Origin of the sequence: Photorhabdus cinerea, from assembly GCF_011189575.1 — a bacterium.
GTDB lineage: Bacteria > Pseudomonadota > Gammaproteobacteria > Enterobacterales > Enterobacteriaceae > Photorhabdus > Photorhabdus cinerea.
In genome coordinates this window covers 134,261-158,988 of the sequence record NZ_PUJW01000009.1, presented here as the reverse complement: position 1 = coordinate 158,988, position 24,728 = coordinate 134,261, and the positions used below count along the sequence as shown (strand labels likewise).

At 41.5% G+C, this 24,728-nt stretch carries 22 protein-coding genes and 1 pseudogene; 7 read left to right on the top strand and 16 right to left on the bottom strand.

Features of this window, described 5'->3' with window-relative positions; translation table 11 throughout:
* Positions 1-54: 54 nt before the first annotated feature.
* Positions 55-972, bottom strand: coding sequence for a (2E,6E)-farnesyl diphosphate synthase (gene ispA, locus C5469_RS10810; RefSeq protein ID WP_166305992.1), 918 nt, complete (start codon positions 970-972; stop codon positions 55-57).
* Positions 973-976: 4 nt separating this feature from the next.
* Positions 977-1,255: an exodeoxyribonuclease VII small subunit gene (xseB, locus tag C5469_RS10805; RefSeq protein ID WP_166305989.1), complete on the bottom strand. Its 279-nt coding sequence runs from the start codon at positions 1,253-1,255 to the stop codon at positions 977-979.
* A 201-nt stretch (positions 1,256-1,456) separates the two neighbouring features.
* Here xseB and thiI point away from each other — a divergent pair, with 201 nt between their 5' ends.
* A complete protein-coding gene (gene thiI, locus C5469_RS10800; RefSeq protein ID WP_166305986.1) occupies positions 1,457-2,905 on the top strand; it encodes a tRNA uracil 4-sulfurtransferase ThiI in 1,449 nt (482 codons plus the stop codon).
* Between the two features lie 79 nt (positions 2,906-2,984).
* Here thiI and yajL read toward each other — a convergent pair whose 3' ends face one another.
* Positions 2,985-3,575: a protein deglycase YajL gene (yajL, locus tag C5469_RS10795; protein ID WP_166305983.1), complete on the bottom strand. Its 591-nt coding sequence runs from the start codon at positions 3,573-3,575 to the stop codon at positions 2,985-2,987.
* Positions 3,538-4,449 (bottom strand): 2-dehydropantoate 2-reductase, encoded by a 912-nt coding sequence (gene panE / locus C5469_RS10790; protein WP_166305980.1) that lies wholly within the window; start codon positions 4,447-4,449, stop codon positions 3,538-3,540. Before panE ends, yajL begins: the two co-directional genes overlap by 38 nt.
* A gap of 132 nt (positions 4,450-4,581) precedes the next feature.
* Between panE and C5469_RS10785 the strand changes: the two genes are divergently transcribed.
* Complete coding sequence (locus tag C5469_RS10785) at positions 4,582-5,073, top strand: YajQ family cyclic di-GMP-binding protein (RefSeq protein ID WP_054476864.1); 492 nt, start codon at positions 4,582-4,584, stop codon at positions 5,071-5,073.
* A 161-nt stretch (positions 5,074-5,234) separates the two neighbouring features.
* Here C5469_RS10785 and C5469_RS10780 read toward each other — a convergent pair whose 3' ends face one another.
* The 9 genes from C5469_RS10780 to C5469_RS10740 all read right to left on the bottom strand — a co-directional run bounded on the left by C5469_RS10780 (position 5,235) and on the right by C5469_RS10740 (position 14,987).
* Entirely contained in the window at positions 5,235-6,611 is a 1,377-nt protein-coding gene (locus C5469_RS10780) for an MFS transporter (protein WP_166305977.1), read from the bottom strand.
* A 152-nt stretch (positions 6,612-6,763) separates the two neighbouring features.
* Entirely contained in the window at positions 6,764-7,648 is an 885-nt protein-coding gene (gene cyoE / locus C5469_RS10775; RefSeq protein WP_036772848.1) for a heme o synthase, read from the bottom strand.
* A gap of 12 nt (positions 7,649-7,660) precedes the next feature.
* Entirely contained in the window at positions 7,661-7,993 is a 333-nt protein-coding gene (locus C5469_RS10770) for a cytochrome o ubiquinol oxidase subunit IV (RefSeq protein WP_036772850.1), read from the bottom strand.
* Positions 7,993-8,607 carry a cytochrome o ubiquinol oxidase subunit III gene (locus C5469_RS10765; RefSeq protein ID WP_166305974.1) on the bottom strand — a complete coding sequence of 205 codons (615 nt, stop codon included), beginning with the start codon at positions 8,605-8,607 and terminating at the stop codon, positions 7,993-7,995. Before C5469_RS10765 ends, C5469_RS10770 begins: the two co-directional genes overlap by 1 nt.
* Complete coding sequence (gene cyoB / locus C5469_RS10760) at positions 8,597-10,588, bottom strand: cytochrome o ubiquinol oxidase subunit I (protein ID WP_166305971.1); 1,992 nt, start codon at positions 10,586-10,588, stop codon at positions 8,597-8,599. The genes C5469_RS10765 and cyoB overlap by 11 nt, the downstream gene beginning before the upstream one ends.
* 4 nt (positions 10,589-10,592) lie before the next feature.
* A complete protein-coding gene (gene cyoA / locus C5469_RS10755; RefSeq protein ID WP_166305968.1) occupies positions 10,593-11,528 on the bottom strand; it encodes a cytochrome o ubiquinol oxidase subunit II in 936 nt (311 codons plus the stop codon).
* A gap of 347 nt (positions 11,529-11,875) precedes the next feature.
* On the bottom strand, positions 11,876-12,637 hold the full coding sequence (locus C5469_RS10750; protein ID WP_054476874.1) for a nucleoside-specific channel-forming Tsx family protein: 762 nt from the start codon (positions 12,635-12,637) through the stop codon (positions 11,876-11,878).
* A gap of 241 nt (positions 12,638-12,878) precedes the next feature.
* Entirely contained in the window at positions 12,879-14,357 is a 1,479-nt protein-coding gene (ampG, locus tag C5469_RS10745) for a muropeptide MFS transporter AmpG (RefSeq protein ID WP_166305965.1), read from the bottom strand.
* Between the two features lie 51 nt (positions 14,358-14,408).
* Complete coding sequence (locus C5469_RS10740) at positions 14,409-14,987, bottom strand: lipoprotein (protein ID WP_166305962.1); 579 nt, start codon at positions 14,985-14,987, stop codon at positions 14,409-14,411.
* 241 nt (positions 14,988-15,228) lie between these two features.
* On the opposite strand from C5469_RS10740, the gene bolA reads away from it, so the two are divergent.
* Complete coding sequence (bolA, locus tag C5469_RS10735) at positions 15,229-15,540, top strand: transcriptional regulator BolA (RefSeq protein ID WP_166305959.1); 312 nt, start codon at positions 15,229-15,231, stop codon at positions 15,538-15,540.
* Positions 15,541-15,770: 230 nt separating this feature from the next.
* Complete coding sequence (gene tig, locus C5469_RS10730; protein WP_166305956.1) at positions 15,771-17,075, top strand: trigger factor; 1,305 nt, start codon at positions 15,771-15,773, stop codon at positions 17,073-17,075.
* Positions 17,076-17,208: 133 nt separating this feature from the next.
* Here the strand turns inward: tig and C5469_RS24235 are convergent, their stop codons facing one another.
* The 3 genes and pseudogenes from C5469_RS24235 to C5469_RS24695 form a co-directional block, all read right to left on the bottom strand.
* A complete protein-coding gene (locus tag C5469_RS24235; protein WP_166305953.1) occupies positions 17,209-18,159 on the bottom strand; it encodes a glycosyltransferase family 9 protein in 951 nt (316 codons plus the stop codon).
* 107 nt (positions 18,160-18,266) lie between these two features.
* A pseudogene (locus tag C5469_RS10720) lies at positions 18,267-18,920 on the bottom strand (integrase core domain-containing protein); the annotation flags it as partial.
* Between the two features lie 329 nt (positions 18,921-19,249).
* Entirely contained in the window at positions 19,250-19,663 is a 414-nt protein-coding gene (locus C5469_RS24695; protein ID WP_479724678.1) for a transposase, read from the bottom strand.
* A 309-nt stretch (positions 19,664-19,972) separates the two neighbouring features.
* Here C5469_RS24695 and clpP point away from each other — a divergent pair, with 309 nt between their 5' ends.
* From clpP to lon, 3 genes are all read left to right on the top strand, one after another.
* On the top strand, positions 19,973-20,596 hold the full coding sequence (gene clpP, locus C5469_RS10710; RefSeq protein WP_166305950.1) for an ATP-dependent Clp endopeptidase proteolytic subunit ClpP: 624 nt from the start codon (positions 19,973-19,975) through the stop codon (positions 20,594-20,596).
* Between the two features lie 143 nt (positions 20,597-20,739).
* Positions 20,740-22,011 (top strand): ATP-dependent protease ATP-binding subunit ClpX, encoded by a 1,272-nt coding sequence (gene clpX / locus C5469_RS10705; protein WP_166305947.1) that lies wholly within the window; start codon positions 20,740-20,742, stop codon positions 22,009-22,011.
* Between the two features lie 208 nt (positions 22,012-22,219).
* On the top strand, positions 22,220-24,574 hold the full coding sequence (gene lon, locus C5469_RS10700) for an endopeptidase La (protein ID WP_166305944.1): 2,355 nt from the start codon (positions 22,220-22,222) through the stop codon (positions 24,572-24,574).
* Positions 24,575-24,728 lie beyond the last annotated feature (154 nt).

Genomic DNA, 24,728 nt, shown 5'->3' with positions numbered 1-24,728 from the left:
CGTTAAGAAGTGTTTATTAATAGAGTTGCCAGTGGATAAATTTACCAGCAAACATTAGCTATTACGTTCAATGATAAAGCTGGCAAGTGTGCGCAGCGTTGTTGTGTTATAAGATTTTTCTTCCAGTTTACTCAGCGCTTTTAGTGCTTCTTGATACAGTTCGTGTGCTTTTTGCTGTGCTTGTTCTAACCCTAATAATGCGGGATAGGTGCTTTTTCCTAACTGTTGGTCACTGCCTTGACGTTTCCCGATCATTTCAGTACTGCCAATAACATCAAGAATATCATCCTGAACCTGGAAAGCGAGGCCAATAGCCTGAGCGTACTGATCCAATTCAGGTAAAGCGTCACACCCACTCTGGCCTGCACCATAGGCTCCCATTCTGACAGCACAACGGATAAGAGCTCCAGTTTTATGACGATGAATTTGTTCTAGCGCATGAAGATCAATGTGTTTACCTTCAGCTTCTAAGTCCAGGGATTGGCCGCCACACATGCCGGCTATGCCACTGGCTGTTGCTAATTCAGCCAGCATTTCAAGACGATCAGCCGTTGTAACATCTGGCATTTCTCTTTTAGATAAGATTTCAAATGCCAAAGCCTGTAGTGCATCTCCCGCCAGGATAGCGTGAGCTTCTCCAAATTTAATATGGCAGGTTGGTTGCCCTCGGCGTAAATCATCGTTATCCATGGCGGGTAAGTCATCATGAATTAAGGAATAAGCGTGAATACATTCAACAGCTGCGGCTGGAGCATCCAGATTGTTGGCGGATAATCCAAACATTTCACCGACTGCATAAACTAAAAATGGGCGCAGGCGCTTGCCACCAAGTAAAGTGCCATGCCGCATTGCTTGAACCAGTGGGCTATTTGAAAACGCCAGTGAAGATAATGTGTTTATCAGAACCTTATTGACCCGTTGCTGATAGGTTTTAAGCTGTTCTTCAAATTGAATGGAATTTTGTTCAGACATAGGTTTATTCAGTATCCGGGGAGAAATCACTCAGCGGAGATTGGGCGTCATCGTTAAGAAGAATTTTTACCCGCTGTTCTGCTTGTTGCAAAGTCTGTTGTCCCTGACGGGCTAATTGAATACCACGCTCAAACTCGTTCAGGGCGTCTTCCAGTGCCAGTTCACCTGATTCTAGTCGGACGACGATTTGTTCTAGCTCTTTTAATGAGCGTTCAAACGTCATTGTCGGTGCCGTTTCTGGCGTACTGTTTGTACTTTCTGATGTTGCATTTTTCTTTGGCATAATCTTTTTACTATCTTATACAGAGTTCGCCTAGGGATGCAGACTATCCTATTATGCTGGTGCAAACAAATCCTTAGCTGGTTTTGCATTTTTTACGCGCCATGTAGCGAGATGGTGTTATACTTCGCAGCTTGATTTGACTACCAGAACATGATTGTCAGTTTTATTTACCAAAACTCCTAACTACTACTATAACTCACTATGAAGTTTATTATTAAATTATTCCCAGAAATCACGATTAAGAGCCAAACTGTTCGTTTGCGCTTTATTAAAATTCTTGCCAGTAATATTCGCAATGTACTTAAAACGTTGGGAGATAATATTGCAGTGGTCCGCCATTGGGATAATATCGAAGTTCGCACTAAAGATGAAAACCTTGGCCCTCAAATTTGTGATGTGCTGACACGTATCCCTGGTATCCACCATATTCTGCAAGTAGAAGAGCGTGAGTTTCGTGACATGCATCATATCTTTGAACAAGCTTATGAGGCTTATGGCGAATCGCTCCATAATAAGACATTTTGTGTTCGGGTTAAACGCCGTGGTAAACATGAATTTACTTCCAATGAAGTGGAACGCTATGTCGGCGGTGGTTTAAACCAGCATATTGAATCGGCGAAAGTAAAACTTAATCATCCTGATGTTACTGTCAATTTGGAAATTGATCAGGATGTGCTGATTTTGGTAAAAGCCCGTTATGAGGGAATTGGTGGTTTTCCTATCGGAACGCAGGAAGATGTGTTGTCCCTGATTTCTGGAGGTTTTGATTCTGGTGTTTCTAGTTATATGCTAATGCGCCGTGGTTGTCGTGTTCACTATTGCTTCTTCAATCTTGGCGGTTCTGCTCATGAAATTGGTGTGAAGCAGGTTGCTCATTATCTTTGGAACCGTTTTGGTGGTTCCCATAAAGTCCGTTTCGTTGCTGTGGATTTTGAGCCTGTGGTCGCTGAAATTCTGGAAAAAGTTGATGATGGCCAAATGGGGGTAGTGCTTAAACGGATGATGGTAAGAGCGGCCTCTAAAGTTGCAGAGCGTTATGGGGTGCAGGCTATTGTTACCGGTGAGGCTTTAGGGCAGGTTTCCAGCCAAACATTGACTAATCTGCGTTTGATTGATAATGCATCGGATACGTTGATTCTGCGGCCACTGATTTCACATGATAAAGAGCACATTATTAAAATAGCACGTGAAATTGGTACTGAGGATTTTGCTCGTACGATGCCTGAGTTCTGTGGCGTTATTTCAAAAAGTCCGACAGTAAAAGCGGTTAAAGCCAAAATTGAAGCGGAAGAGGCTAACTTCGATTTTGACATTCTGGAAAAAGTTGTCAGTGAAGCTCAGAATGTTGATATCCGCCAGATCGCAGAACAAAGTTGTGAGCAAGTGGTTGAAGTTGAGACAGTAACTGAATTCGCTCCAACGGATGTATTGCTGGATATTCGCTCACCTGATGAACAAGATGATCGGCCATTACAGATGAATGGTATAGAGATCAAATCGCTGCCATTCTATAAGTTGAGTAGCCAGTTTGGTGATTTGCCAAAGGAGAAAACTTATCTGCTCTATTGTGAACGTGGAGTAATGAGTCGTTTGCAGGCCCTTTATTTAACTGAGCAGGGTTTTGATAATGTGAAGGTTTATCGGCCTTAATTGCTTTCATTAAACATTTAGGGGTTCCATACGTGAACCCCAACTAATCATATAAAGAAAGATATTTTTGTCTATTTTTTCAGTCCTGATAAGAATATACACCTTGTGGTAATAGGAGTTGAGCCGCGACTTCTGCTGCTGTTTCTCGTCCTTTTAATAATTCAATCAGTTTTAAAGCGAAATCGAAAGCCGTTGCTGGTCCCTGACTGGTCAATAGATTGGCGCGATCATCAAAATAGACTCTGCAATCAATCCATTTATCTGATGAAATTTTGTCTTGCAAACTGGGGTAACCAGTCATCTTACTAGCAGGGAATAAATTGTGGTATTCAAGCACGATGGCTGGTACTGCACAAATTGCAGCGATAATTTTCCCTTGATAATGCGCTTTGCGGATTTTTTCGATAACGAGTGGGTTGTCACGGAAATATTCTGCGCCTTGCATACCGCCGGGTAAGACGATGGCATCGAAGGGTTCATCAATAACTTTTTCCAGAGTGATATCTGCGACCAGTTTCACGCCTCTGGAACAGGTTAAGACGAGTTCTCCATCTCTGGCGGTGCTAGCGATTGTAACACTGATACCAGCACGTACCAGTAAATCGATCGTTGTAACCGCTTCTGTTTCTTCACTACCGTGAGCCAGGCAGATGAGTGCTGAAGTATTCATAGTTATCCTCCTTGTGTTTTATTTGGTTATAGATACGGGTATTTTCAGGAGTCGCCAAGCCGTGTGCATGGGAGCGGCACAATAAATAACCGGTGATATAGTCAATTTCAGTACGACGTTTTGCGCGGATATCCTGCAACATGGAAGAGTAGTTTTTTGCTGTGAGATTAATTACATCGTAAACATAGGTAGTCAGGTTATCGATAGAGGTATGCATGTTTTCTCGTTGCATAACCTGAATAATTTCTTCGCACAAAACATTTAATTGTTCTGGGTAGTGAAGTAAATCTCCATTCCGGCATTCATAAAGTGCAGTTAGTGGGTTTATGACACAGTTAGCGGCAAGTTTCAGCCAGCTAATAGAGAGAATTTCATCATGCCATGCAACATTCGGCAAAGATCGATGTAATACATTAGCTAAAGAGCTGAGTCTGGTTGCATTTTGTGTTGCTGAGCCAATATATGTCAGCCCGGAAGCGGTATGATAAACCTGTTGGTCATTCTGATATGCACCATGAGTCGTGACACCAAGAAGTATTGGATTAGGCGCTGATAGCAATTCTTCCTGGGTACCCATGCCATTGTGTAGTAATAAGATTGGACAATCAGGTGAAAGTTTGGGAAGTAAGCTATTTACTGCATCAGCGACTTGCCATGCTTTCAGGCAGACAATCAGTAATTCGCTGTTGGCAAGGTGGTTATTGTCATTAGTTGGGAGCTGTTGGTTGAATATTTCCCCATTGATTTCGTCAATATGAACAGATAAATAAGACTGGGAAGTCTTTAGCCAACCTTGTACTTGATGTTTTTGTTGTGATAATGCTGCCAGCCACAGTTTTCCTATAGCGCCACAGCCAAGAACGGTTATCTTCATATATACCTTTTGAAAGACGCTGTCCATAATGAATGGAAATAACAAGATCCCGCTAATCCGAGTATAGAGCTTTTGCTGATAATGGAAAGCGGTTATCATGCCAACTTATTGATTATCAGGAGGTCACGGATAATGCCATCTTTCGATATTGTCTCAGAAATTGATATACATGAAGTTCGCAATGCAGTAGAAAACGCACAGCGCGAACTTGCTACCCGTTGGGATTTCCGTAATGTCAGCGCTAGTTTTGAATTAAATGAAAAAAGTGAATCTATCAAGATTGCCAGTGAGTCAGATTTTCAGGTAAATCAATTGGTTGATATTATACGTGAAAAGTTGGCTAAGCGTGGTATTGATGGAGCTGCATTGAATATCCCTGATGATATGTTGCACAGTGGTAAGACTTACAGCGTTGAAGCAACTTTGAAGCAGGGGATTGATACCCCTACGGCCAAAAAGATTATAAAGCTGATTAAGGATAGTAAATTAAAAGTGCAGGCACAGATTCAGGGTGAGCAGGTGCGGGTAACCGGCAAAGCTCGCGATGATTTGCAAAGTGTTATTGCATTGGTTCGCGGAGCAGAGTTAGGACAGCCATTTCAGTTTACTAATTTCCGGGATTGATTTTTCTCATATTGGCTGACTATCGCCGCTTAATGGATTGATATATTTAGCCTAATGTGGAGTGGGGTATTCCTGACCGGAAACCCCATTCCCAATTTGATTTAATACTGAACCAGAATGAGTGGGTTTTTATTCGCTTTTTATATGTTCTGGTTTGATACTTAATCTATCGTGTCATTATTGGCTATTAATTGCTCAAGTTGTGCTCTGTTCGTCTGTTTGGTATCTACTTTTATATACGCGCTGTACTCTTCTGGCACAATAACGACTTCGCAAACACCCGGCTGAATAAGAATTTTTTGCTCCAATAATGCCTTATTGACTATATTTTTTGGCAGCGAAATTCTGATACTGCTGACATAAGGTGGTTGTTTCATTGTCATGCTGACGATAAACCAAATTATTGTCAGGGCGATACCTGCCATAAATACCAGCGATGCTCCCTTTAGTTCATATAACCAACCACCAAGGCTACCACCTAAAGCGACACCTAAAAATTGGCTAGTGGAGTAAATACCCATTGCCGTACCTTTATAACCCGCTGGCGCTTCTTTACTGATAAGTGATGGCAGGATAGCTTCCATTATATTGAAAGCAATAAAGAAAACTTGTATTCCAATAAAAATCACCCATAAATGGTGATTCGCTGACCATAAAATAATTTCAGCAATAAATAGTATAGCGATACATAACAGAAACACTTGTTTCATGCGTCGCTTTTTTTCTGCATAAATAATGAAAGGCAAAACAGATAAGAATGAAATCAGCATGGTGATCAGGTAAACCTTCCAATGCTGTTGTGCTGGGAATCCGGCTTTCTGCATAGCTAAAGGTAGAGCGACAAAACTTGCCATTAGTAAAGTGTGCAAACTGAGAATGCCAAAGTTAAGTTTCAGCAACTGGCTATTAGTGAGAACTTTATGGAAACTGTGACGAACAATGCCTGATTCACGGTTAAGAAAGTGTTTATCTGTGGAGGGAACAGCAAATAATGTTATCAGAATTCCACAACCGGCCAGAATAGTAATTCCCCAGAATAATCCATTTAATCCAATGGCATGAGTAAGGATGGGGCCGAGCACAATCGCTATAGCGAAAGTAATTCCGAAGCTAATGCCAATAAAAGCCATTGCTTTAGTTCGATTTTGTTCTCGGGTTAAATCAGAAAGCAGAGCCATAATTGCGGCAGATATGGCTCCAGCTCCCTGTAGTGCTCTTCCAATTATTATGTCCCAGATGGAATCGCCGAGAGCTGCAATGATACTGCCAAGCACGAAGAGTATTAGTCCACCAACAATTAGGGGTTTACGACCGATTTTATCTGAAAGTAGACCAAAAGGGATTTGGAAAATTGCCTGAGTTAAACCATAAATACCAATAGCAATGCCGATAAGTGCTTCGGTAGAACCTTTTAGGTTAAGGCCATAGGTTGTTAAAACGGGAAGAACCATGAACATGCCCAGCATACGCAGAGAAAAAACTGAGCCTAAGCCCCATGTTGCTCGAAGCTCAAGTGGAGTCATTTTATTATCGTTCATGATTACCTCGAAGTATTTTAATACGTCATTGTAGATAGGTTTCTGACAAACGGTAAATAGTTAATTGAATTAATAATATTGAAGTATAAGGGGAGGGGATGCTATGAAAGGAAAATAATGGCAGCGGCGTATACCGCTGCCATCAGGGAGAATTACCGAACGTAAGTTAAAAAGGTTTCTGAGGACACCGTCGGGTCAACAGACATCATGACACTTAAGGAAGTGATTGCCACAATGGAAAATACAAACAACTTACGGGCCCAAACACGGTCGTTAGCGGTTTTGTAACCGGATAACGCCATTCCCAGCCACCAGACGCTCACTGCTGCTGCAACAACCAGATACTTGTAACCCGCGTAACCGCTGATTGCTAGCATTAAGGTTGCAATCATAAATGCCAGGATATAAAGGATAATGTGGTTTTTCGCCACAGATATACCTTTAATTACCGGTAGCACTGGGATGTTTGCTGCTTGATAATCTTTGAAACGAAAAATAGCAATGGCATAGGAATGCGGCATTTGCCACAGGCTGAAAATCAGTAATAGGATCAACGCGCCCGTATCAAACTGACCAGTCACTGCACAATAACCGATAACCGGAGGTGCAGCACCGGATAAACTGCCGATCAACGTGCCATAGACAGATTTCCTTTTCATGTAAAGACTGTAAACCCCTACATATACGACAAAACCGATAATCGCTAATTGCATTGCTAAGGCATTGGCTGCTACATAGAGCAGCACAATGCCAGCAATACCCAGTATTGATGCATAAATCAGGCTGATTTTCGGATCAATAAGCCCTTTCACAAGGACACGGTTTTTTGTTCTTTCCATGATCCGATCAATGTCGCGGTCAATGTAGTTGTTAAATACACAACCAGAAGCCACGACTAATGAAACGCCGAGCAGAGTCGATAAGAACAAAGGATAATCAATCACCCCTTTCGAGGCGAGTAGAAAACCACCGATCACAGAAATTAAATTGCCGAAAATAATTCCTGGTTTAGTTACTTGCAGGTATTGCTTAATCATATATGCAGCTCTTTAATCAACCATCATATTAATGTTGAGGTTGTACATAATCCATAGTGAGCCAACAACAACAATACCGATAATCAAAATAGTGAACAGCAATGCTACTAAGTTCCAGCGCTCTTCTGACGAAGTGTTCATGTGCAGGAAGTAGATAAAATGAACAAGGATCTGCACAACAGCCAGTGCGACTACCGTTGTCAAGATAGTCGTATGGGAGGCAGAACCATCCATTACCATCCAGAATGGAATCACTGTCAGGATGACTGAAAGAACAAAGCCGATCAGATAAGACTTCAGGCTACCGTGGCTAGCTCCAGTATGAGCTGTATTCGAATGACTCATTACATAGCTCCTAACAGATAAACAACGGTAAATACGCAGATCCACACTACATCCAGGAAGTGCCAGAACAAGCTCAGGCAATTCAGACGGGTTTTGTTAACATCCGTTAAGCCGCGGCGTGTTACCTGAATTATCATGATGATAATCCAGACCAGACCACAGGTAACGTGGATACCGTGAGTAGCAACCAGTGCAAAGAATCCAGACAGGAACGCACTGCGGTCAGGGCCGTAGCCTTCTGCAATCAGATGATGGAATTCATACAATTCCATCGCTACGAAGCCAAGGCCGAACAGGAAAGTCATACCGAGCCAAGTGTTAACTTGGCTGATGCTGCCTTTATTCATGCCTAGCATGGCAAAGCCATAAGTTATACTACTGAATAGCAGCAGGAAAGTTTCAACCAATACAAAAGAGAGGCCGAAAATTTCTTTACCAGATGGGCCACCTGCGGTTCCGTTAACCAGCACTGCATAAGTCGCAAACAGACATGCGAATAAAATACAGTCACTCATCAGGTAGATCCAGAAACCGAATACTTTGGTGGCTCCCGCATCGTGGTGCCCATGATCTTCATGGGCATGATTGTGGTTAGTCATAGTTTCAGTTGACATGGTTCAGACCTGCCTTGCTAATTTGTTCATGGTGCTGATTCTCAATTTGCTCAACTTCAGCAACGGGTACGTAGTAATCAACATCTTCATCAAAGCTTTTCGCGATCCAAGTGATGATCATGCCAGCGAAGCCTACGATAGCCATCCACCAGATATGCCAAATCATAGCGAAACCGAAAATCAGGCTGAAGCCAGCAATAATCACACCGGCACCTGCATTTCTAGGCATATGAATTTCTTCATATTTAGCAGGACGTTTATAAGCTGTGCCTTTTTCTTTCATATCCCACCATGCATCACGGGTTTGAACATGTGGAACTTCAGCAAAGTTATAAAACGGTGGTGGAGAAGATGTTGCCCATTCTAAAGTACGGCCACCCCAAGGGTCACCAGTTAGGTCGCGGTTTTGGTCACGGTCACGGATACTGACGTAGAATTGAATGACCTGACACAGGATACCTACTGCGATCAGTGCAACACCAATTGCGGAAACAACAAGAAGAGTATGGAATTCAGGGTTGATATCTTGGCTGATACGACGAGTCATACCCATAAAGCCAAGCGCGTAAACAGGCATAAAGGCGATGAAGAAGCCAGTGATCCAGAACCAGAATGCGCGGACGCCCCATTTTTCGTTTAGTGTAAAACCAAAGGATTTCGGGAACCAGTAAGCGGTACCAGCGAAACAACCAAAGACAACACCACCAATAATAACGTTATGGAAGTGTGCGATCAGGAACAGGCTGTTATGCAGAACGAAGTTTGCACCCGGAACGGCCAACAGAACCCCAGTCATACCACCAATAGAGAAGGTGACGATAAAGCCGACAGTCCACAACATTGGTGTTTTATATTCAATACGGCCCCGGTACATAGTGAACAGCCAGTTGAAGATCTTAACTCCCGTAGGAATCGAGATAATCATGGTAGCTATGCCGAAGAAGGCATTAACGTTCGCACCGGAACCCATAGTAAAGAAGTGGTGCAGCCATACGATGAATGACAATACGGTGATGGCAATAGTTGCCCATACCAGAGAGGTATAGCCGAACAGTCGTTTTTTCGAGAACGTCGCTGTAACTTCAGAGAAAACACCAAAGACCGGCAGTACCAGAATATAAACCTCAGGGTGGCCCCAAGCCCATATCAGGTTGATATACATCATCATGTTGCCGCCCATATCATTGGTAAAGAAATGGGTGCCCATGTAACGGTCTAAAGTCAGCAGAGCAATGGTAACAGTTAGAATCGGGAATGCTGCGATGATCAGTACGTTAGTACACAGTGCTGCCCATGAGAATACAGGCATTTTCATCATAGACATGCCAGGAGCACGCATACGCAGAATCGTGGCAAAGAAGTTAACGCCTGTCAGCAATGTACCGATACCGGATATCTGGAGACTCCATATCCAGTAATCGACCCCAACGCCTGGGTTATACTCTATGCCTGAGAGCGGAGGATAAGCTAACCAACCGGTTTGAGCGAATTCACCAACACCCAGAGAGATATTAATCAGTGCAACCCCGACGACAAAGAACCAGAAACTCAGTGAGTTCAGGAATGGGAATGCTACGTCACGGGCACCGATCTGTAGTGGAACCACGATATTCATCAGGCCGACAACAAAAGGTGTTGCCATGAAGAAAATCATGATGACACCGTGGGCGGTGAAGATCTGGTCATAGTGGTGCGGTGGCAGGAAACCGGCTTCACCGGCAGAGGCAACAGCTTGCTGACCACGCATCATGATGGCATCAGCAAAGCCACGAAGCATCATGACCATTGCCACGATGATATACATAATACCGATTTTCTTGTGGTCAACGCTGGTTAACCACTCGCTCCACAGCCATTTCCATTTACGGAAATAGGTCAGGGCTCCGGCAATTGCGAGCCCTCCGAAGAGAATCCCTGCAAGAGTAACCATGATAATGGGCTCATGCAATGGGATTGCATCAAGTGTTAATTTTCCCAACATTACTTTATTCCTCAACTCCGGCATGAGCAGTTTCGCTCATATTCATGTTATGACCTGCAGTTGCACTATGGCCGCCATGCATATTCATGTCGCCCATAAATTTGGCAATAATATCTTGATACAGGTTAGGCTTAACGCTTGAGAAGTATTCAACCGGATGATTTTGGCTTTGTTTGGCTAACTCATCAAACGCTTGCATGGTATCCAGGGTTTTGGGAGAAGCTTTCACTTTTTGAACCCATTGTTCAAAACCTTCACGATCTGCGGTCGCAGTGGCAGTAAATTTCATGCCAGAGAAACCGTGACCGCTGTAGCTGCTGGACAAACCTTTATAAGTGCCAGGTTCATCGGCAATTAAGTGAAGTTTAGTCTGCATACCAGCCATTGCATAGATTTGACCACCTAATTGTGGAATGAAGAATGAGTTCATCACAGAATCAGAGGTGATTTTGAAGTTAACAGGAACCCCGGTAGGGAAAGCAATTTCGTTAACTGTAGCGATGCCTTGCTCCGGGTAAACGAACAGCCATTTCCAATCAAGAGAAATCACTTCAATAGTCACTGGTTTTTCATCACTGACCAGTGGCTTATATGGGTCAAGCTCGTGGGTTGTTTTCCAAGTAATGGTTGCTAAAATGATAATGATAATGATAGGAACAGTCCACACTACCAGCTCAATTTTATTTGAGTGTGCCCAGTTAGGGCGGTAGGTAGCGTTTTTGTTGGTTTCACGATAACGCAGGGCAAATGTAAATGCCATGATGATTACCGGAATAACAATGATAAGCATCAGGCCAATAGCCGTGAGTATTAGTGTTTTTTGTTCAGCGCCGATAGCGCCCTTAGGATTCATCAATACCATATCACAACCACTTAGCATAAAAGCGGCTGCGAGTATTGACAATATCCCAATACTTTTATTGTATTTCATAAGTCTCATCTAACGACTCCAAATAACAAAAGCTCTATTGTCGTTTCATCAGTGGGGGCATTCTACGGTAAGGCCATTGGAGTGTAAACATTTGTAATAGTTAGTTGTGGGGTTGTTGGCCCTTTATGTTAATGGGATCACATGCAAATGTAGGATTAATCAGAAGTTAGCTTGAAAAGGTTATTTAAATGTAACGAAATGGTGCCGAAATACTAATTTACACGAAAATAATTTTATATTTTTCGGAGGAAAGGAAAATATAAAATTACTTTAAAGATTTTTGTTGCGGGATTTTATTTAAGAATTAAATTAACTGCGAGCTACAGCAAGAAGTAACTCACAGTTAAAATCAATAATTAGAAATTATATTTGATAGTGTAGACAACACCATCCTGCCAGAATCCTTCACCTAATTTATTATCGGCATACCGGTATTGAATACCAGTTGTGAAGGATTGGTGAGGTGTCCACCACAATGCTACTGCACCATTAATGCCGTCCCGACCACCATTGCCATAGCGTTCATTCCGGTTGAACTCCATTTCATTCCAGTTAGTTACACTGAATTTTTCTTGCCAGAGCTGAAAATCATAACCGGCCACCCAGCCGACAACATAGCCGTTATTACCGGAGTAGAAAGTTTGATCAACATAATGCAACGCAACGAATGGCTTTAACCAGACGCCGGCAAGCTCAGTATTGTAGCCAACACCATAAAGGGTATTTACCTCATGGAAATTTCCGCCATGTGCTTTACCGGGTAGGGAGTAAGTACCGTAAACATGGCCGTAGAGATTAAAACCAGTATCAGCCAGATAGAAGCGCCCGGTTGTTTTAAAGGTGTATCTTTGGTTATCTCCTGGTTGAGCATGCTTACTGTTAAAAGCATTTTCCAGATCAAAAAAACCGTATAATTCACCCCAGTCAAACCCAGTTCCACCTTCCAATTCCAGGTAGGCAAAGTCGTCTTTATGAGTAGTTTGCCCTGACTTATGTGTAGTATGGCTGGTCCAGTCAAGATAGTTCATGCTGACATTAGCAAAGCCCCATTGATATTCAGCATAAGCTGGGACTGAGACAGTCGTAAACAAAGCAGTAGCTAGAATAGTATTTCTCATAAATTTCTCTAACGCATCCATGAAAAGAATTTTTTGTTTTTAAAGCTAATTTATATAAGCCTTAAAATGATAGTCTGATTCTATGCGGATATAAATCTTCAATAATTAGATAATTGCTCAAAAATAGCACTTTTTGATAAATTACTAGCTGAAATGTGATCATTGTCACTTAAATGTTTAAGGGAATATAAAAGGTTGACAATGGTCAACCTTTTAATAAATTAATTTAATATTTGTATCTTTAAGCCGATTTGTTCTTTATTAATGCGAGATAATCCAGAGAACAACCTAAGATAATGCCTGCGATACCGATCTGGACTCCCCATAATAGTAAGTATTCGGCTAGATCAAGTGCGCTAGTCCAGGCAAGAGCGTTGGTGATTATGGTAAGTAACCAAAATGTAAGAAGGATGCTTGCTAATGACAATAATCCAAAAGCCAATCGATAGAAATTTTTGAACTTAGTGCGTGGTATAAAATCATTAGCTTGCTGGGTATAATTTAGAGTCTGACGGCAGATCAGTAGCAGTAATAACCCTGGGACAGAAACGGCTATGGAAAATAAGTAGAAGTTTGACCAGCCATATAATTCAACGAGCCAACCAGCAATTGGGCCGACGTATACCCGCCCAACAGCTGATAAGGCAGATAATAGAGCAAACTGTGTTGCGGAGAACGATTTGTTGCATAAAGCCATAAGCAGAGCAACAAATGCAGCGGTTCCCATTCCACCACAGATATTTTCCAGAAAAATGGTGCTGCTCATGGTGTAGATATTTTTGTCAGTAACAGATAACAGCCAGTATCCAATATTGGAGATCGCCTGAAGAATGCCAAATGTCATTAGTGAGCGGAATAAACTCCATCGTTGCATTAAATAACCGCCATATAATGCCCCAATGATGGTTGCGGCTAATCCCAGTGTTTTGTTGGCCATGCCGACTTCACCAGCATCAAAACCAATACTACGGATAAGAAACGTGGTACTTAGGCTGGCAGCAAAGGCATCTCCTAGTTTATACATGATAATCAACAACAGTATCAGCCATGCATTATTACGACTGAAAAAATCGGCTAATGGTTCTATTGCAGCTTGTTGGAGTGTTTTAGGGGGGAGAATGTCAACTTCAGGTTCTTTAGCCCTTAAAGTCGCATAGACGCCAATCAGCATCAATCCTGCCATCAACCAGTATATATGTTGCCAGCCAATATAGCGGTCTGCGATCCATAATGCTAATCCACCTGAAACTAACATTGCTAATCGATAACCAAGTACTGAAACTGCCGCGCCTACACCCCGCTCTTCGCTACTCAATAAATCGGTTTTATAAGCATCAAAGACGATATCTTGTGATGCGGAACAGAAAGCAACAGTTACTGCTAGTACGGCCAGCCACCATAAATGTTGAGACGGCTGGAGAAAGCCCATTGCAGCGATACTGGCTATGAGTAATAACTGTGTCACAAGCAACCAGCCACGGCGACGTCCAAGAAGAGAGGGAGTAAACCGATCCATAAAAGGGGACCAGAGAAATTTGAACACATATGCCTGGCCGACAAGGGAAAAGAAACCTATTGTTTTAAGGTTGACGTCTTCAACGGTCATCCATGCTTGCAAGGTGCTAGCAGTTAGTGCGAGAGGTAAACCAGAAGCAAAACCGAGTAAAAGTAAGATTCGTGAGTTATGTTGAGTAAAAACGGTGAGATAACGATAAGACATGGGCCTCCCAAACTCTGCCCCTGGTGAGCAGAGTAAGCAATTAATCCTTAATTAGTGGGCATTTTGTTTGATGAAGTTGCTGACGGATGAGTCTTGGGCCATATCTGCTATAACTTCAGATAGTACAGTATTTACCGCATCAGCAATTTTCTCATTTGTTGCCCCTAAAGGGCCTTGGACATTGTAACTGGTGCGATAGTTCTTAACTTGTTTGCTTCCATTTTGTGCAGCACTGATGATAGAAATATCGGCTTTTGTTGAAATATTATGGCGCAGGCTACCTTCCTTAACATCTGCATACAGATTGTTCACAATAATTTGCAGATTGGCATTGGCTGGAGAGCCAATCATATAACCACGGGCGGCCATCTGTTTTTCCAGGATTTCCTGGAGTAGAAAACGTAGATCGCGGGATGGTTTCAGTACTTCCAGCCTGGCATTGCGGTTAATTTGAGCAAGTGTTTGAGACTGGCGATTGTCGGCACCGCTGATACTGATGGTAATAGCACTCATAGTTGGGTCTGCTATTGGCAGGGTAATTTTAGGATCAATGGTCAGAGTATTGCTGGGAGCAGCGCAACCTGTAAGGAGAAAAAGAGTAATAAGCGGGAAAAAGATTCTTTTCAACATGTTGATTTTCTCATCAGTGATAAGGATGTCCAGTAATACTTATCAATAGTATAAACTGTTGCAATAATAACACCGCCTTTGATCGTGGCATATCCCCGATGGGGTAAACATATATAAAAACCTGATAATATGGGATTCGATTAAAGGTATTTTAATGTGCTGATGCTATAACTCATGAAGAATAGACTAGAATCATTAATATAGTTGATAGCATGACTGCGGTGTGATTAAGGAGAGTAATATGGTGTATCAGGATATAGAAGAGAAATTACAGACGGCATTTAACCCTTCATATCTAGAGGTTATTGATGAAAGTTATCGTCACAATGTACCCGTAGGTTCTGAAAGCCATTTTAAGGTTGTGATTATTAGTGATAAATTTGTTGGTGAACGCATGTTAAACCGCCATCGTTCCGTTTACGGAATATTATCGGCAGAACTGGCCGCAGGTGTTCATGCTTTGGCGTTGCATACTTATACAGAAAAAGAGTGGAATGAATTACAGGATACCGTTTTAGCTTCACCAGCATGTCGGGGTGGCAAGAATCAATAATATTATAGTTCGGCTTTTGTCAGCAATTCTCGACTCACACCGTCTGCATCGCTATAATGTCGCGTCTAATTTTTAGAATGGTTTCGGGACGCTTCTGACATCAGGGATTCTCGGTTTTTAAATGCGACCGCCCCGGTTCTTAGAGAGTGTTGTGATTGGTACACAGAACGTGAGCCAGTTGCATGGTCTCTGGAGTTGACCGAGCACTATGATTTTTTTGAGGTAAAAAGATGCAAGTTTCTGTTGAAACCACTCAAGGCCTTGGGCGTCGTGTGACAATCACCGTTCCTGCTGCCGATATCGAAAAAGCAGTTAGTAGTGAGTTGGTCAATGTAGCAAAAAAAGTTCGTATTGATGGTTTCCGTAAAGGCAAAGTGCCTATGAACATCATTAAACAACGTTATGGTGCTTCTGTTCTCCAGGACGTTCTGAGTGATCTGATGCAACGTAACTTTATTAATGCAATCATCGAACAAAAGATCAATCCAGCTGGTGCTCCAAGCTATGCGCCGGAGCAGTTCAAAGACGGTGAAGACTTCACTTTTTCTGTTGAGTTCGAAATCTATCCAGAAGTTGAACTGAAAGATTTGGAAAACATTGAAGTTGAAAAACCTGTTGTTGAAGTAAAAGACGAAGATGTTGACACAATGCTGGAAACTTTGCGCAAGCAGCAGGCTGAATGGAAAGAAACCGAAGAAGCTGCTAGTGCAGAAGATCGGGTTACCGTTGACTTCAACGGTTCTATTGATGGTGAAGAGTTTGAAGGCGGCAAAGCTTCTGACTTTGTTCTGGCTATGGGCCAGGGCCGTATGATCCCAGGTTTTGAAGAAGGTATTTTTGGTCATAAAGCAAGCGAAGAATTCACTATTGAGGTGAACTTTCCTGAAGATTACCATGCTGAAAATCTGAAAGGTAAAGCAGCTAAGTTTGCTATCACTTTGAAAAAAGTGGAACAGCGTGAATTGCCAGAGTTGACTGAAGAATTCATCAAACGTTTTGGTATCGCTGATGGCACAGTTGACGGCCTGCGTGCAGAAGTACGTAAAAATATGGAACGTGAACTGAAAAATGCAGTTCGTAACCGTATTAAATCTCAGGTTATCGATGGTTTGGTTAAGGCTAACGAAATTGAAGTTCCTGCTGCAGTTGTTGATGGTGAAATCGATGTTCTGCGTCGTCAATCTGCTCAACGCTTCGGTGGCAATGAAAAACAAGCTCTGGAATTGCCTCGTGAGCTGTTTGAAGAACAAGCTAAACGTCGCGTTGTTGTTGGCTTGTTATTAGGCGAAGTTATCAGTAGCAATGAACTGAAAGCTGATGAAGAGCGCGTTAAGGGGCTGATTGAGGAGATGGCTTCTGCTTATGAAGATCCTCTGGAAGTGATCGAATTCTATGGTAAAAACCAAGAATTAATGAACAATGTTCGCAATATCGCTCTGGAAGAACAAGCTGTTGAAGTTCTTCTGGGTAAAGCAAAAATTTCTGAAAAAGAAACTACTTTCAACGAGTTAATGAATCAGAATCAAATGGCATAAGTTTTGGCTTTGCCGTGAGATAATGAATTTATCATTTTTATAAAAATGGGCCCGCGGATTTATCTGCGGGTCAGATGGCAGGCAAGCCCTGTTAAAGCTATGAAAGTTTTGTATGACTTTTATTCCCAATAAATTATTTCAACGAAAGAAGTTTAAGAGCTGATAAATATATTTCTTGCAATGAAATATTATTCACATTCTCTTTATCGTATAGTGTTATGCATAATTCATCTGAAATAAGAGGCCCCCAATTTTGAGGTTTTGTTACACCGTAAAGAGCAACTATTTTTTTATTAAGAGCTGCTGCCAAATGACAAATGCCACCATCACCAACGATAACAAGATCAACACTATTTATTAGTGATAGAAAAGATTTAAGATTTTCACTTTCTATAATCTGTGATTTTCCCTCGATCATGGCTAATAGTTCATTAGCTTTCTCTCTATCCTTGTGGAGTGTTGAGATCAAAAAAACTGCATCAGGAAAATCTTTTATAATTTCGTTCGCAATTGATACCATTCTTTCATTTGTAACTTGACTTCTTGTTCTATTATTATATACAGAAAATAAAATTTTAGGAAACTTACCGTTTGATAAACCACTAAAATCTTTCATAACGATCTTTGGAAATAAATTAAATGGTATTGATTCTATTTTGGGATCAAAAATCTTTAATAATTTTAGTGACTGATGAAATTCATCAATTCTTCTGAAATCCGTTGAAATATTAATTAATTTCTCATGCCATTTTTTATGGCCAGTTACAGCATAACGTTTTCTCGCATTTACAACCCATAAGAATAAATTATTTAGCTTCATAGGAGAGGATTTTGCAGAAATCGCTATATCAAATCTTTCTTTTCTCTGTTTTAATGCTGTAGTTAAAAGAGAGATATATTTATTTCCTTTTGGTATAGTGTGTATTTTGACATCAGGACAAAGATATTTAGTCAATTCTTCATTATTAAAATCAATGAATAAATGTATTTCAGATGATGGGTGTTTTAGTTTTAGGTAATTTATTAAAGGTTGCGTACATATTAAGTCTCCCAGATCATTCCTTCTCAAAATAGCAATTTTCACCGATTTCTCCTATCTTTATCTGAATAATTCCCTTTGCACCATTGCAAGTTTTTATTGCTAGTTCTGCTCAAAAAATCTGTACAGAGCACACAACATCTTACACATGTTCAATATATCATTTTTAAGTTTATCACAAATAGCTTTAGAGTCTCATAAGGCGTTTTGCCTTTCAAGCCACTATGGGGTCTGTGATATGTGATAGTTGTAAGACGCCTCCCATTCAGCTAATTTGGCTTCTAAATCTACATCTCCTTTAGTAAGTTCAGTAATTGGTAAAATTCTTGCTTATCTGTGAGGTGAAAGTGCTCAACTTTCCCGTTCAGATCAGGATTAGTGGGTCTGATATACGCATGTTCAAGCCCCAAATCCTCGCAGCGCCAATGAAATTTCGACTGAAATTTGTGACTATTATCTGTGCGAATCATTTTGATCCGAAAAGGGAATTCTTCGACGACATAATTAATAAAGTCAATGGAACATGGCTGGTTATGTTTTTCATAAACTTTTAGCACTCTTATACGCGTTGCGTCATCAATTATTGTGTATTGGAATCTATGGACTTTATTCCCGTTCTCATCTTTGAAGTTTAGGAACTTAACGTCCACTTGAACGTGATGTCTCGGTATTTTCTTTTCATACGGTTTAATCGATTTGATTTGGCGCTTTCTGAGATTCTTAGGAGGTCTGTTAAGACCATGATGGCATAGAACACGGTAGACTACAGACATGGAAACTTTCAAATTGTGATATCTAGCCAGATACCAGCCTATTTGGGCGCTACCAAAATGGTAATTTTTACGAAGGTATAAAATTTTTTCTTCAATGATTGGTACTTGTCTCAATAAATTGTGATAACGACCTGAAATATATTAACCATGAATTTATGGACTGGGCTGAAGAGTATAAAATAAGACTTAATTTTATCCAAACGAATAAGTTATAGCAGAATACCTATACTAAGTGTTATAACCGAAAATCCGTGATGACTGGTTGGGGAAATATTTATTTCCATCGTTGGATAAATTACAGGAGTATGCGACAAAATGGCAATGGTCTTAATTATGAGCGACTCAATATGGGCATTAAGTGGCTATACATCAAAACAATGTGTGCTAAGGATTGCCTGAATTCTGCTTTTGGTTTCAGTTAAAAGTGGGAAACTATCATATTGTTTCGCGTCTACCAAACTCTTTTCTACCGTTTCTTTTCGTCGCGCATCCACTTTCCACTTGATTACCCATTTTGTCAGCTTCACGACATTGACATAAACATAAATTTCTTGAACTAACATGTTGTTCACTGAAATGCCAAACAGATAACCTAACAACATCATTTTTATCAGCATGACCGTGTCAATGGCAGGCCGCTTGTTATTCGAAGTAGAGATGAGCAGCTTTATTAAGGATAAATTCGGAATTGAATTGATAGTGGCATCAATTTTACGTCCAGGCATCTGCTCCTCAAAGGAGACTTTTTCAGAGAGAAATTGTGGAAGAAGTGACATTCTCACCATAGTAGTCAGCTTTTTTGCACGAGATTTTACTAGATCAAAGTATCGACTAAAAAGTCAACATTTTGTTAATAATCTGACCCGCAGATTTATTTGCAGGTTTTTTTATTCGTGGAAGGCGAGATTTTTCTTGAAAAAAGTGGGATTAACCCCAGATCCTTTTTCATATTATGTATATGATTGCAAAATTTTTCAGGGGAGGTCTTCCCTTGATTGGCTAACTTTGAATCATGGTCATCATCGCTTATCTCAAGTAGAATTGGTTATGAATGGCACCAACATGAATTCTATTAGGAGACGGAAATGTCATATAGCGACAAGCGGGATCAATATGTGCCTCATATGGCTTTGGTGCCGATGGTAATTGAACAGACTGCACGTGGGGAACGTTCGTTCGATATTTATTCACGTCTGTTAAAAGAGCGTATTATTTTTCTGACGGGTCAGGTTGAAGATCATATGGCAAACCTGGTTGTGGCTCAGATGTTGTTCCTTGAGGCAGAAAATCCGGAAAAAGATATTTTCTTATATATAAATTCACCAGGTGGTGTGATTACTGCGGGAATGTCTATTTATGACACCATGCAGTTTATTAAACCGGATGTCAGTACCATCTGTATGGGACAGGCGTGTTCAATGGGGGCATTTTTACTGACCGCTGGTGCAGAAGGAAAACGCTTCTGTTTGCCAAATTCCCGGGTCATGATCCATCAACCATTAGGTGGTTTCCAAGGGCAGGCTACAGATATTGAAATTCATGCTCAGGAAATACTTAAGGTTAAAGCGCGTATGAATAGTTTGATGGCAAAGCATACGGGCAAACCTCTCGAAGAAATCGAGAAAGATACAGAACGTGATCGTTTCTTATCAGCAAGTGAAGCCGTAGAATATGGGTTGGTTGATAAGATTTTTACCCATCGCGATTAATTTATTATTCCCGGAAGCTATAATATAAATATTCGCCTTACCATTATCATTTGGTAAGGCAATGTTGTTCGGGGTAATAGCAGAAGTTTCCTGCTTTGCCAGACGAATCTGGGGTAGCAGTTGATAAAGTGAGGTTGTGACTGATGACAGATAAGCGCAAAGACGGTTCAGGAAAGCTGCTGTATTGCTCTTTCTGCGGGAAAAGCCAACATGAAGTGCGAAAATTGATTGCTGGCCCGTCAGTGTATATCTGCGATGAATGTGTGGATTTATGTAACGACATCATTCGCGAAGAAATTAAAGAGCTTGTACCACATCGTGAGCGTAGTGCATTACCAACTCCTCATGAAATCCGTCAACATCTGGATGATTATGTGATCGGCCAGGAAACGGCGAAAAAGGTGCTGGCAGTTGCTGTTTATAACCATTACAAGCGGTTGCGTAATGGTGATATGAGTAACGGTGTTGAATTAGGTAAAAGTAATATTCTGCTCATTGGACCGACAGGGAGTGGTAAGACGCTGTTGGCTGAAACGCTGGCCCGTTATCTCGATGTCCCTTTTACTATGGCGGATGCGACTACTCTGACCGAAGCGGGATATGTGGGTGAAGACGTAGAAAACATTATTCAGAAATTACTGCAAAAATGTGACTACGATGTGCAAAAAGCCCAGCGCGGTATTGTTTACATCGATGAAATTGACAAAATTTCACGTAAATCTGATAACCCGTCGATTACCCGGGATGTTTCCGGTGAAGGTGTACAACAAGCACTATTAAAACTGATTGAAGGTACAATTGCAGCAGTTCCGCCTCAGGGAGGACGTAAACATCCTCAGCAGGAATTTTTACAGGTAGATACCTCTAAAATCTTATTCATTTGTGGTGGGGCGTTTGCTGGCCTGGATAAAGTAATTGGTCAGCGTCTAAATACCAGTACCGGTATTGGTTTTGGTGCGAAGGTGCAAGGTGAGTCAGAAAAAGCGACTGAAGGTGAACTTCTTGCACAGGCTGAACCAGAAGATCTGATCAAATTTGGGCTAATTCCTGAATTTATTGGACGGTTACCTGTTGTTGCTACACTCAGTGAATTGAGTGAAGAAGCGTTGATTCAGATTCTGAAAGAACCTAAAAATGCGTTGACTAAGCAGTATCAGGCGTTATTTAACCTCGAAGGTGTCGATCTGGAATTCAGAACTGAAGCCCTGACCGCTATTGCTAAGAAAGCAATGGCTCGTAAGACAGGTGCTCGTGGCCTGCGTTCTATTGTTGAAGGTGCATTGTTGGACACTATGTATGATCTGCCATCGATGGAAAATGTTGGAAAAGTTGTTGTAGACGAATCTGTTGTCAATGGCCAATCTGCACCATTACTGATTTACAGCAAACCGGATGCTCAGGTTTCTGGTGAGTGATTGAGATCAGGACAGGGAATTCATTAAACTGGGTATTGTTGAATAAAATGAGGGGGTTACCCTCATTTTGTTTTTATTGGCGTATTGTACCATTGAATGTCAAATTCCTGTCCCCATATATTTTATATTCTATGATGTGAAACTCGTGAGAACCGTGTTTCACGAGATTCCCTAAAAACTGGCGAAAGCTAAACGAAGAGAGAGCTCTATGAATCCTGAGCGTTCCGAACGCATAGAAATCCCTGTATTGCCTTTGCGCGATGTGGTGGTTTACCCGCATATGGTGATCCCACTGTTTGTAGGGCGTGAAAAATCTATTCACTGCCTGGAAGCAGCAATGGATCATGACAAACAGATCATGTTGGTTGCGCAAAAAGAAGCTTCAACTGATGAGCCAGGGGTTAATGACCTTTTCTCCGTTGGTACAGTAGCGTCTATTTTACAGATGTTAAAACTGCCTGATGGTACTGTAAAAGTACTCGTTGAAGGGTTGAAACGTGCTCGTATCACGACTCTGGCTGATAATGGTGAACATTTTTCTGCTCAGGCTGAGTATCTTGACTCACCGATCGTTGATGAGCGTGAGCAGGAAGTTTTGATAAGGACAGCTATTAATCAGTTTGAAGGTTACATTAAGCTAAATAAGAAAATTCCACCAGAGGTTCTGACCTCGTTACACAGTATTGAAGATTCAGCTAAACTAGCTGATACAATTGCTGCGCATATGCCACTGAAACTCAATGATAAACAGACTGTTCTGGAAATGTCTGATGTCGTTGAGCGCCTTGAATATCTGATGGCAATGATGGAATCAGAAATTGATCTATTACAGGTAGAAAAACGAATCCGTAACCGCGTGAAGAAACAAATGGAAAAAAGCCAGCGCGAGTACTACCTGAATGAGCAAATGAAAGCAATTCAGAAAGAATTGGGTGAAATGGATGATGCGCCTGATGAGTATGAAACTCTCAAGCGCAAAATTGAAGCGGCAAAAATGCCAAAGGAAGCCCGTGAAAAAGCTGAAGCTGAATTGCAAAAGCTGAAAATGATGTCGCCTATGTCAGCAGAAGCAACTGTTGTCCGTAGTTACATCGATTGGATGGTACAGGTTCCGTGGGTTACTCGCAGTAAGGTTAAAAAAGATCTAATTAACGCCCAGGAAACTCTGGATACCGACCATTATGGCCTGGAGCGTGTTAAAGAGCGCATTCTTGAGTATCTGGCAGTACAAAGCCGAATCAGCAAAATTAAAGGGCCGATTTTATGTTTAGTTGGCCCTCCTGGGGTAGGTAAAACCTCTTTAGGTCAGTCTATTGCGCGAGCGACTGGGCGGAAATATGTGCGTATGGCACTGGGTGGGGTCCGTGATGAAGCTGAAATCCGTGGTCACCGCCGTACCTATATTGGATCTATGCCGGGCAAATTGATTCAAAAAATGTCCAAAGTTGGGGTGAAAAATCCACTGTTCTTGCTAGATGAAATTGACAAAATGTCATCTGATATGCGTGGTGATCCAGCTTCAGCTTTACTGGAAGTTTTGGACCCGGAACAGAATGTGGCATTTAATGACCATTATTTGGAAGTTGATTACGATCTGTCAGATGTCATGTTTGTTGCAACATCCAACTCCATGAATATTCCTGCACCATTATTGGATCGTATGGAGATTATTCGTCTGTCCGGTTATACCGAAGATGAAAAACTGAATATTGCTAAACGTCATTTGCTGCCTAAGCAGATTGAGCGTAATGCTCTGAAAAAACATGAATTAACTATTGATGACAGTGCCATCATTGGTATTATCCGTTATTACACCCGTGAAGCTGGGGTGCGTAGCTTAGAGCGAGAAATTTCTAAGCTGTGCCGTAAGACGGTGAAGACATTGCTAATGGATAAAAGTTTGAAACACATTGAGATCAGTGCAGATAACCTAAAAGATTATCTGGGTGTTCAACGTGTAGACTATGGCCGTGCAGATACAGAAAACCGTATTGGTCAGGTTACAGGACTTGCATGGACTGAGGTCGGTGGTGATTTACTGACAATTGAAACCGCGTGTGTTCCAGGAAAAGGTAAACTGACCTATACCGGTTCACTGGGCGAGGTCATGCAGGAATCAATTCAGGCTGCATTAACCGTTGTTCGAGCCCGTGCTGATAAATTGGGTATCAACTCTGATTTCTATGAGAAACGGGATATCCATGTCCATGTTCCGGAAGGTGCGACACCCAAAGATGGTCCAAGTGCAGGTATCGCTATGTGTACAGCATTAGTTTCCTGTCTGACAGGCAATCCAGTTCGTGCTGATGTTGCTATGACAGGTGAAATTACACTTCGTGGTTTGGTTCTGCCGATCGGTGGTTTGAAAGAGAAACTATTGGCTGCTCATCGAGGTGGAATTAAAACGGTCTTAATTCCAGAAGAGAATAAACGCGATCTGGAGGAGATTCCCCAGAATATTATTGCAGATCTACAGATCCATCCGGTTAAGAGTATTGAAGATGTTTTAACTATTACATTGCAGAACCCAGTGTTTGGTGCTGAATTGGTGTCAGTGAAGTAATATAAAATAGTGAACGATTTCGAGAGTTATGGATGAAATATAAGCTGGTAAGTTAACTCAGACTTGCCAGCTTTTTTGTATCGATGAACTGTCTGATAAATATTTTGCTGTCTTATGATTTCTTGCCAATATTGGAAAGGATTGATATAACGGC

What these genes read in the sequence shown, in the direction of transcription:
- ispA (WP_166305992.1), bottom strand. Translation starts at nt 972, where the DNA reads ATGTCTGAACAAAATTCCATTCAATTTGAAGAACAGCTTAAAACCTAT.
- xseB (WP_166305989.1), bottom strand. Translation starts at nt 1,255, where the DNA reads ATGCCAAAGAAAAATGCAACATCAGAAAGTACAAACAGTACGCCAGAA.
- thiI (WP_166305986.1), top strand. Translation starts at nt 1,457, where the DNA reads ATGAAGTTTATTATTAAATTATTCCCAGAAATCACGATTAAGAGCCAA.
- yajL (WP_166305983.1), bottom strand. Translation starts at nt 3,575, where the DNA reads ATGAATACTTCAGCACTCATCTGCCTGGCTCACGGTAGTGAAGAAACA.
- panE (WP_166305980.1), bottom strand. Translation starts at nt 4,449, where the DNA reads ATGAAGATAACCGTTCTTGGCTGTGGCGCTATAGGAAAACTGTGGCTG.
- C5469_RS10785 (WP_054476864.1), top strand. Translation starts at nt 4,582, where the DNA reads ATGCCATCTTTCGATATTGTCTCAGAAATTGATATACATGAAGTTCGC.
- C5469_RS10780 (WP_166305977.1), bottom strand. Translation starts at nt 6,611, where the DNA reads ATGAACGATAATAAAATGACTCCACTTGAGCTTCGAGCAACATGGGGC.
- cyoE (WP_036772848.1), bottom strand. Translation starts at nt 7,648, where the DNA reads ATGATTAAGCAATACCTGCAAGTAACTAAACCAGGAATTATTTTCGGC.
- C5469_RS10770 (WP_036772850.1), bottom strand. Translation starts at nt 7,993, where the DNA reads ATGAGTCATTCGAATACAGCTCATACTGGAGCTAGCCACGGTAGCCTG.
- C5469_RS10765 (WP_166305974.1), bottom strand. Translation starts at nt 8,607, where the DNA reads ATGTCAACTGAAACTATGACTAACCACAATCATGCCCATGAAGATCAT.
- cyoB (WP_166305971.1), bottom strand. Translation starts at nt 10,588, where the DNA reads ATGTTGGGAAAATTAACACTTGATGCAATCCCATTGCATGAGCCCATT.
- cyoA (WP_166305968.1), bottom strand. Translation starts at nt 11,528, where the DNA reads ATGAGACTTATGAAATACAATAAAAGTATTGGGATATTGTCAATACTC.
- C5469_RS10750 (WP_054476874.1), bottom strand. Translation starts at nt 12,637, where the DNA reads ATGAGAAATACTATTCTAGCTACTGCTTTGTTTACGACTGTCTCAGTC.
- ampG (WP_166305965.1), bottom strand. Translation starts at nt 14,357, where the DNA reads ATGTCTTATCGTTATCTCACCGTTTTTACTCAACATAACTCACGAATC.
- C5469_RS10740 (WP_166305962.1), bottom strand. Translation starts at nt 14,987, where the DNA reads ATGTTGAAAAGAATCTTTTTCCCGCTTATTACTCTTTTTCTCCTTACA.
- bolA (WP_166305959.1), top strand. Translation starts at nt 15,229, where the DNA reads ATGGTGTATCAGGATATAGAAGAGAAATTACAGACGGCATTTAACCCT.
- tig (WP_166305956.1), top strand. Translation starts at nt 15,771, where the DNA reads ATGCAAGTTTCTGTTGAAACCACTCAAGGCCTTGGGCGTCGTGTGACA.
- C5469_RS24695 (WP_479724678.1), bottom strand. Translation starts at nt 19,663, where the DNA reads ATGTCACTTCTTCCACAATTTCTCTCTGAAAAAGTCTCCTTTGAGGAG.
- clpP (WP_166305950.1), top strand. Translation starts at nt 19,973, where the DNA reads ATGTCATATAGCGACAAGCGGGATCAATATGTGCCTCATATGGCTTTG.
- clpX (WP_166305947.1), top strand. Translation starts at nt 20,740, where the DNA reads ATGACAGATAAGCGCAAAGACGGTTCAGGAAAGCTGCTGTATTGCTCT.
- lon (WP_166305944.1), top strand. Translation starts at nt 22,220, where the DNA reads ATGAATCCTGAGCGTTCCGAACGCATAGAAATCCCTGTATTGCCTTTG.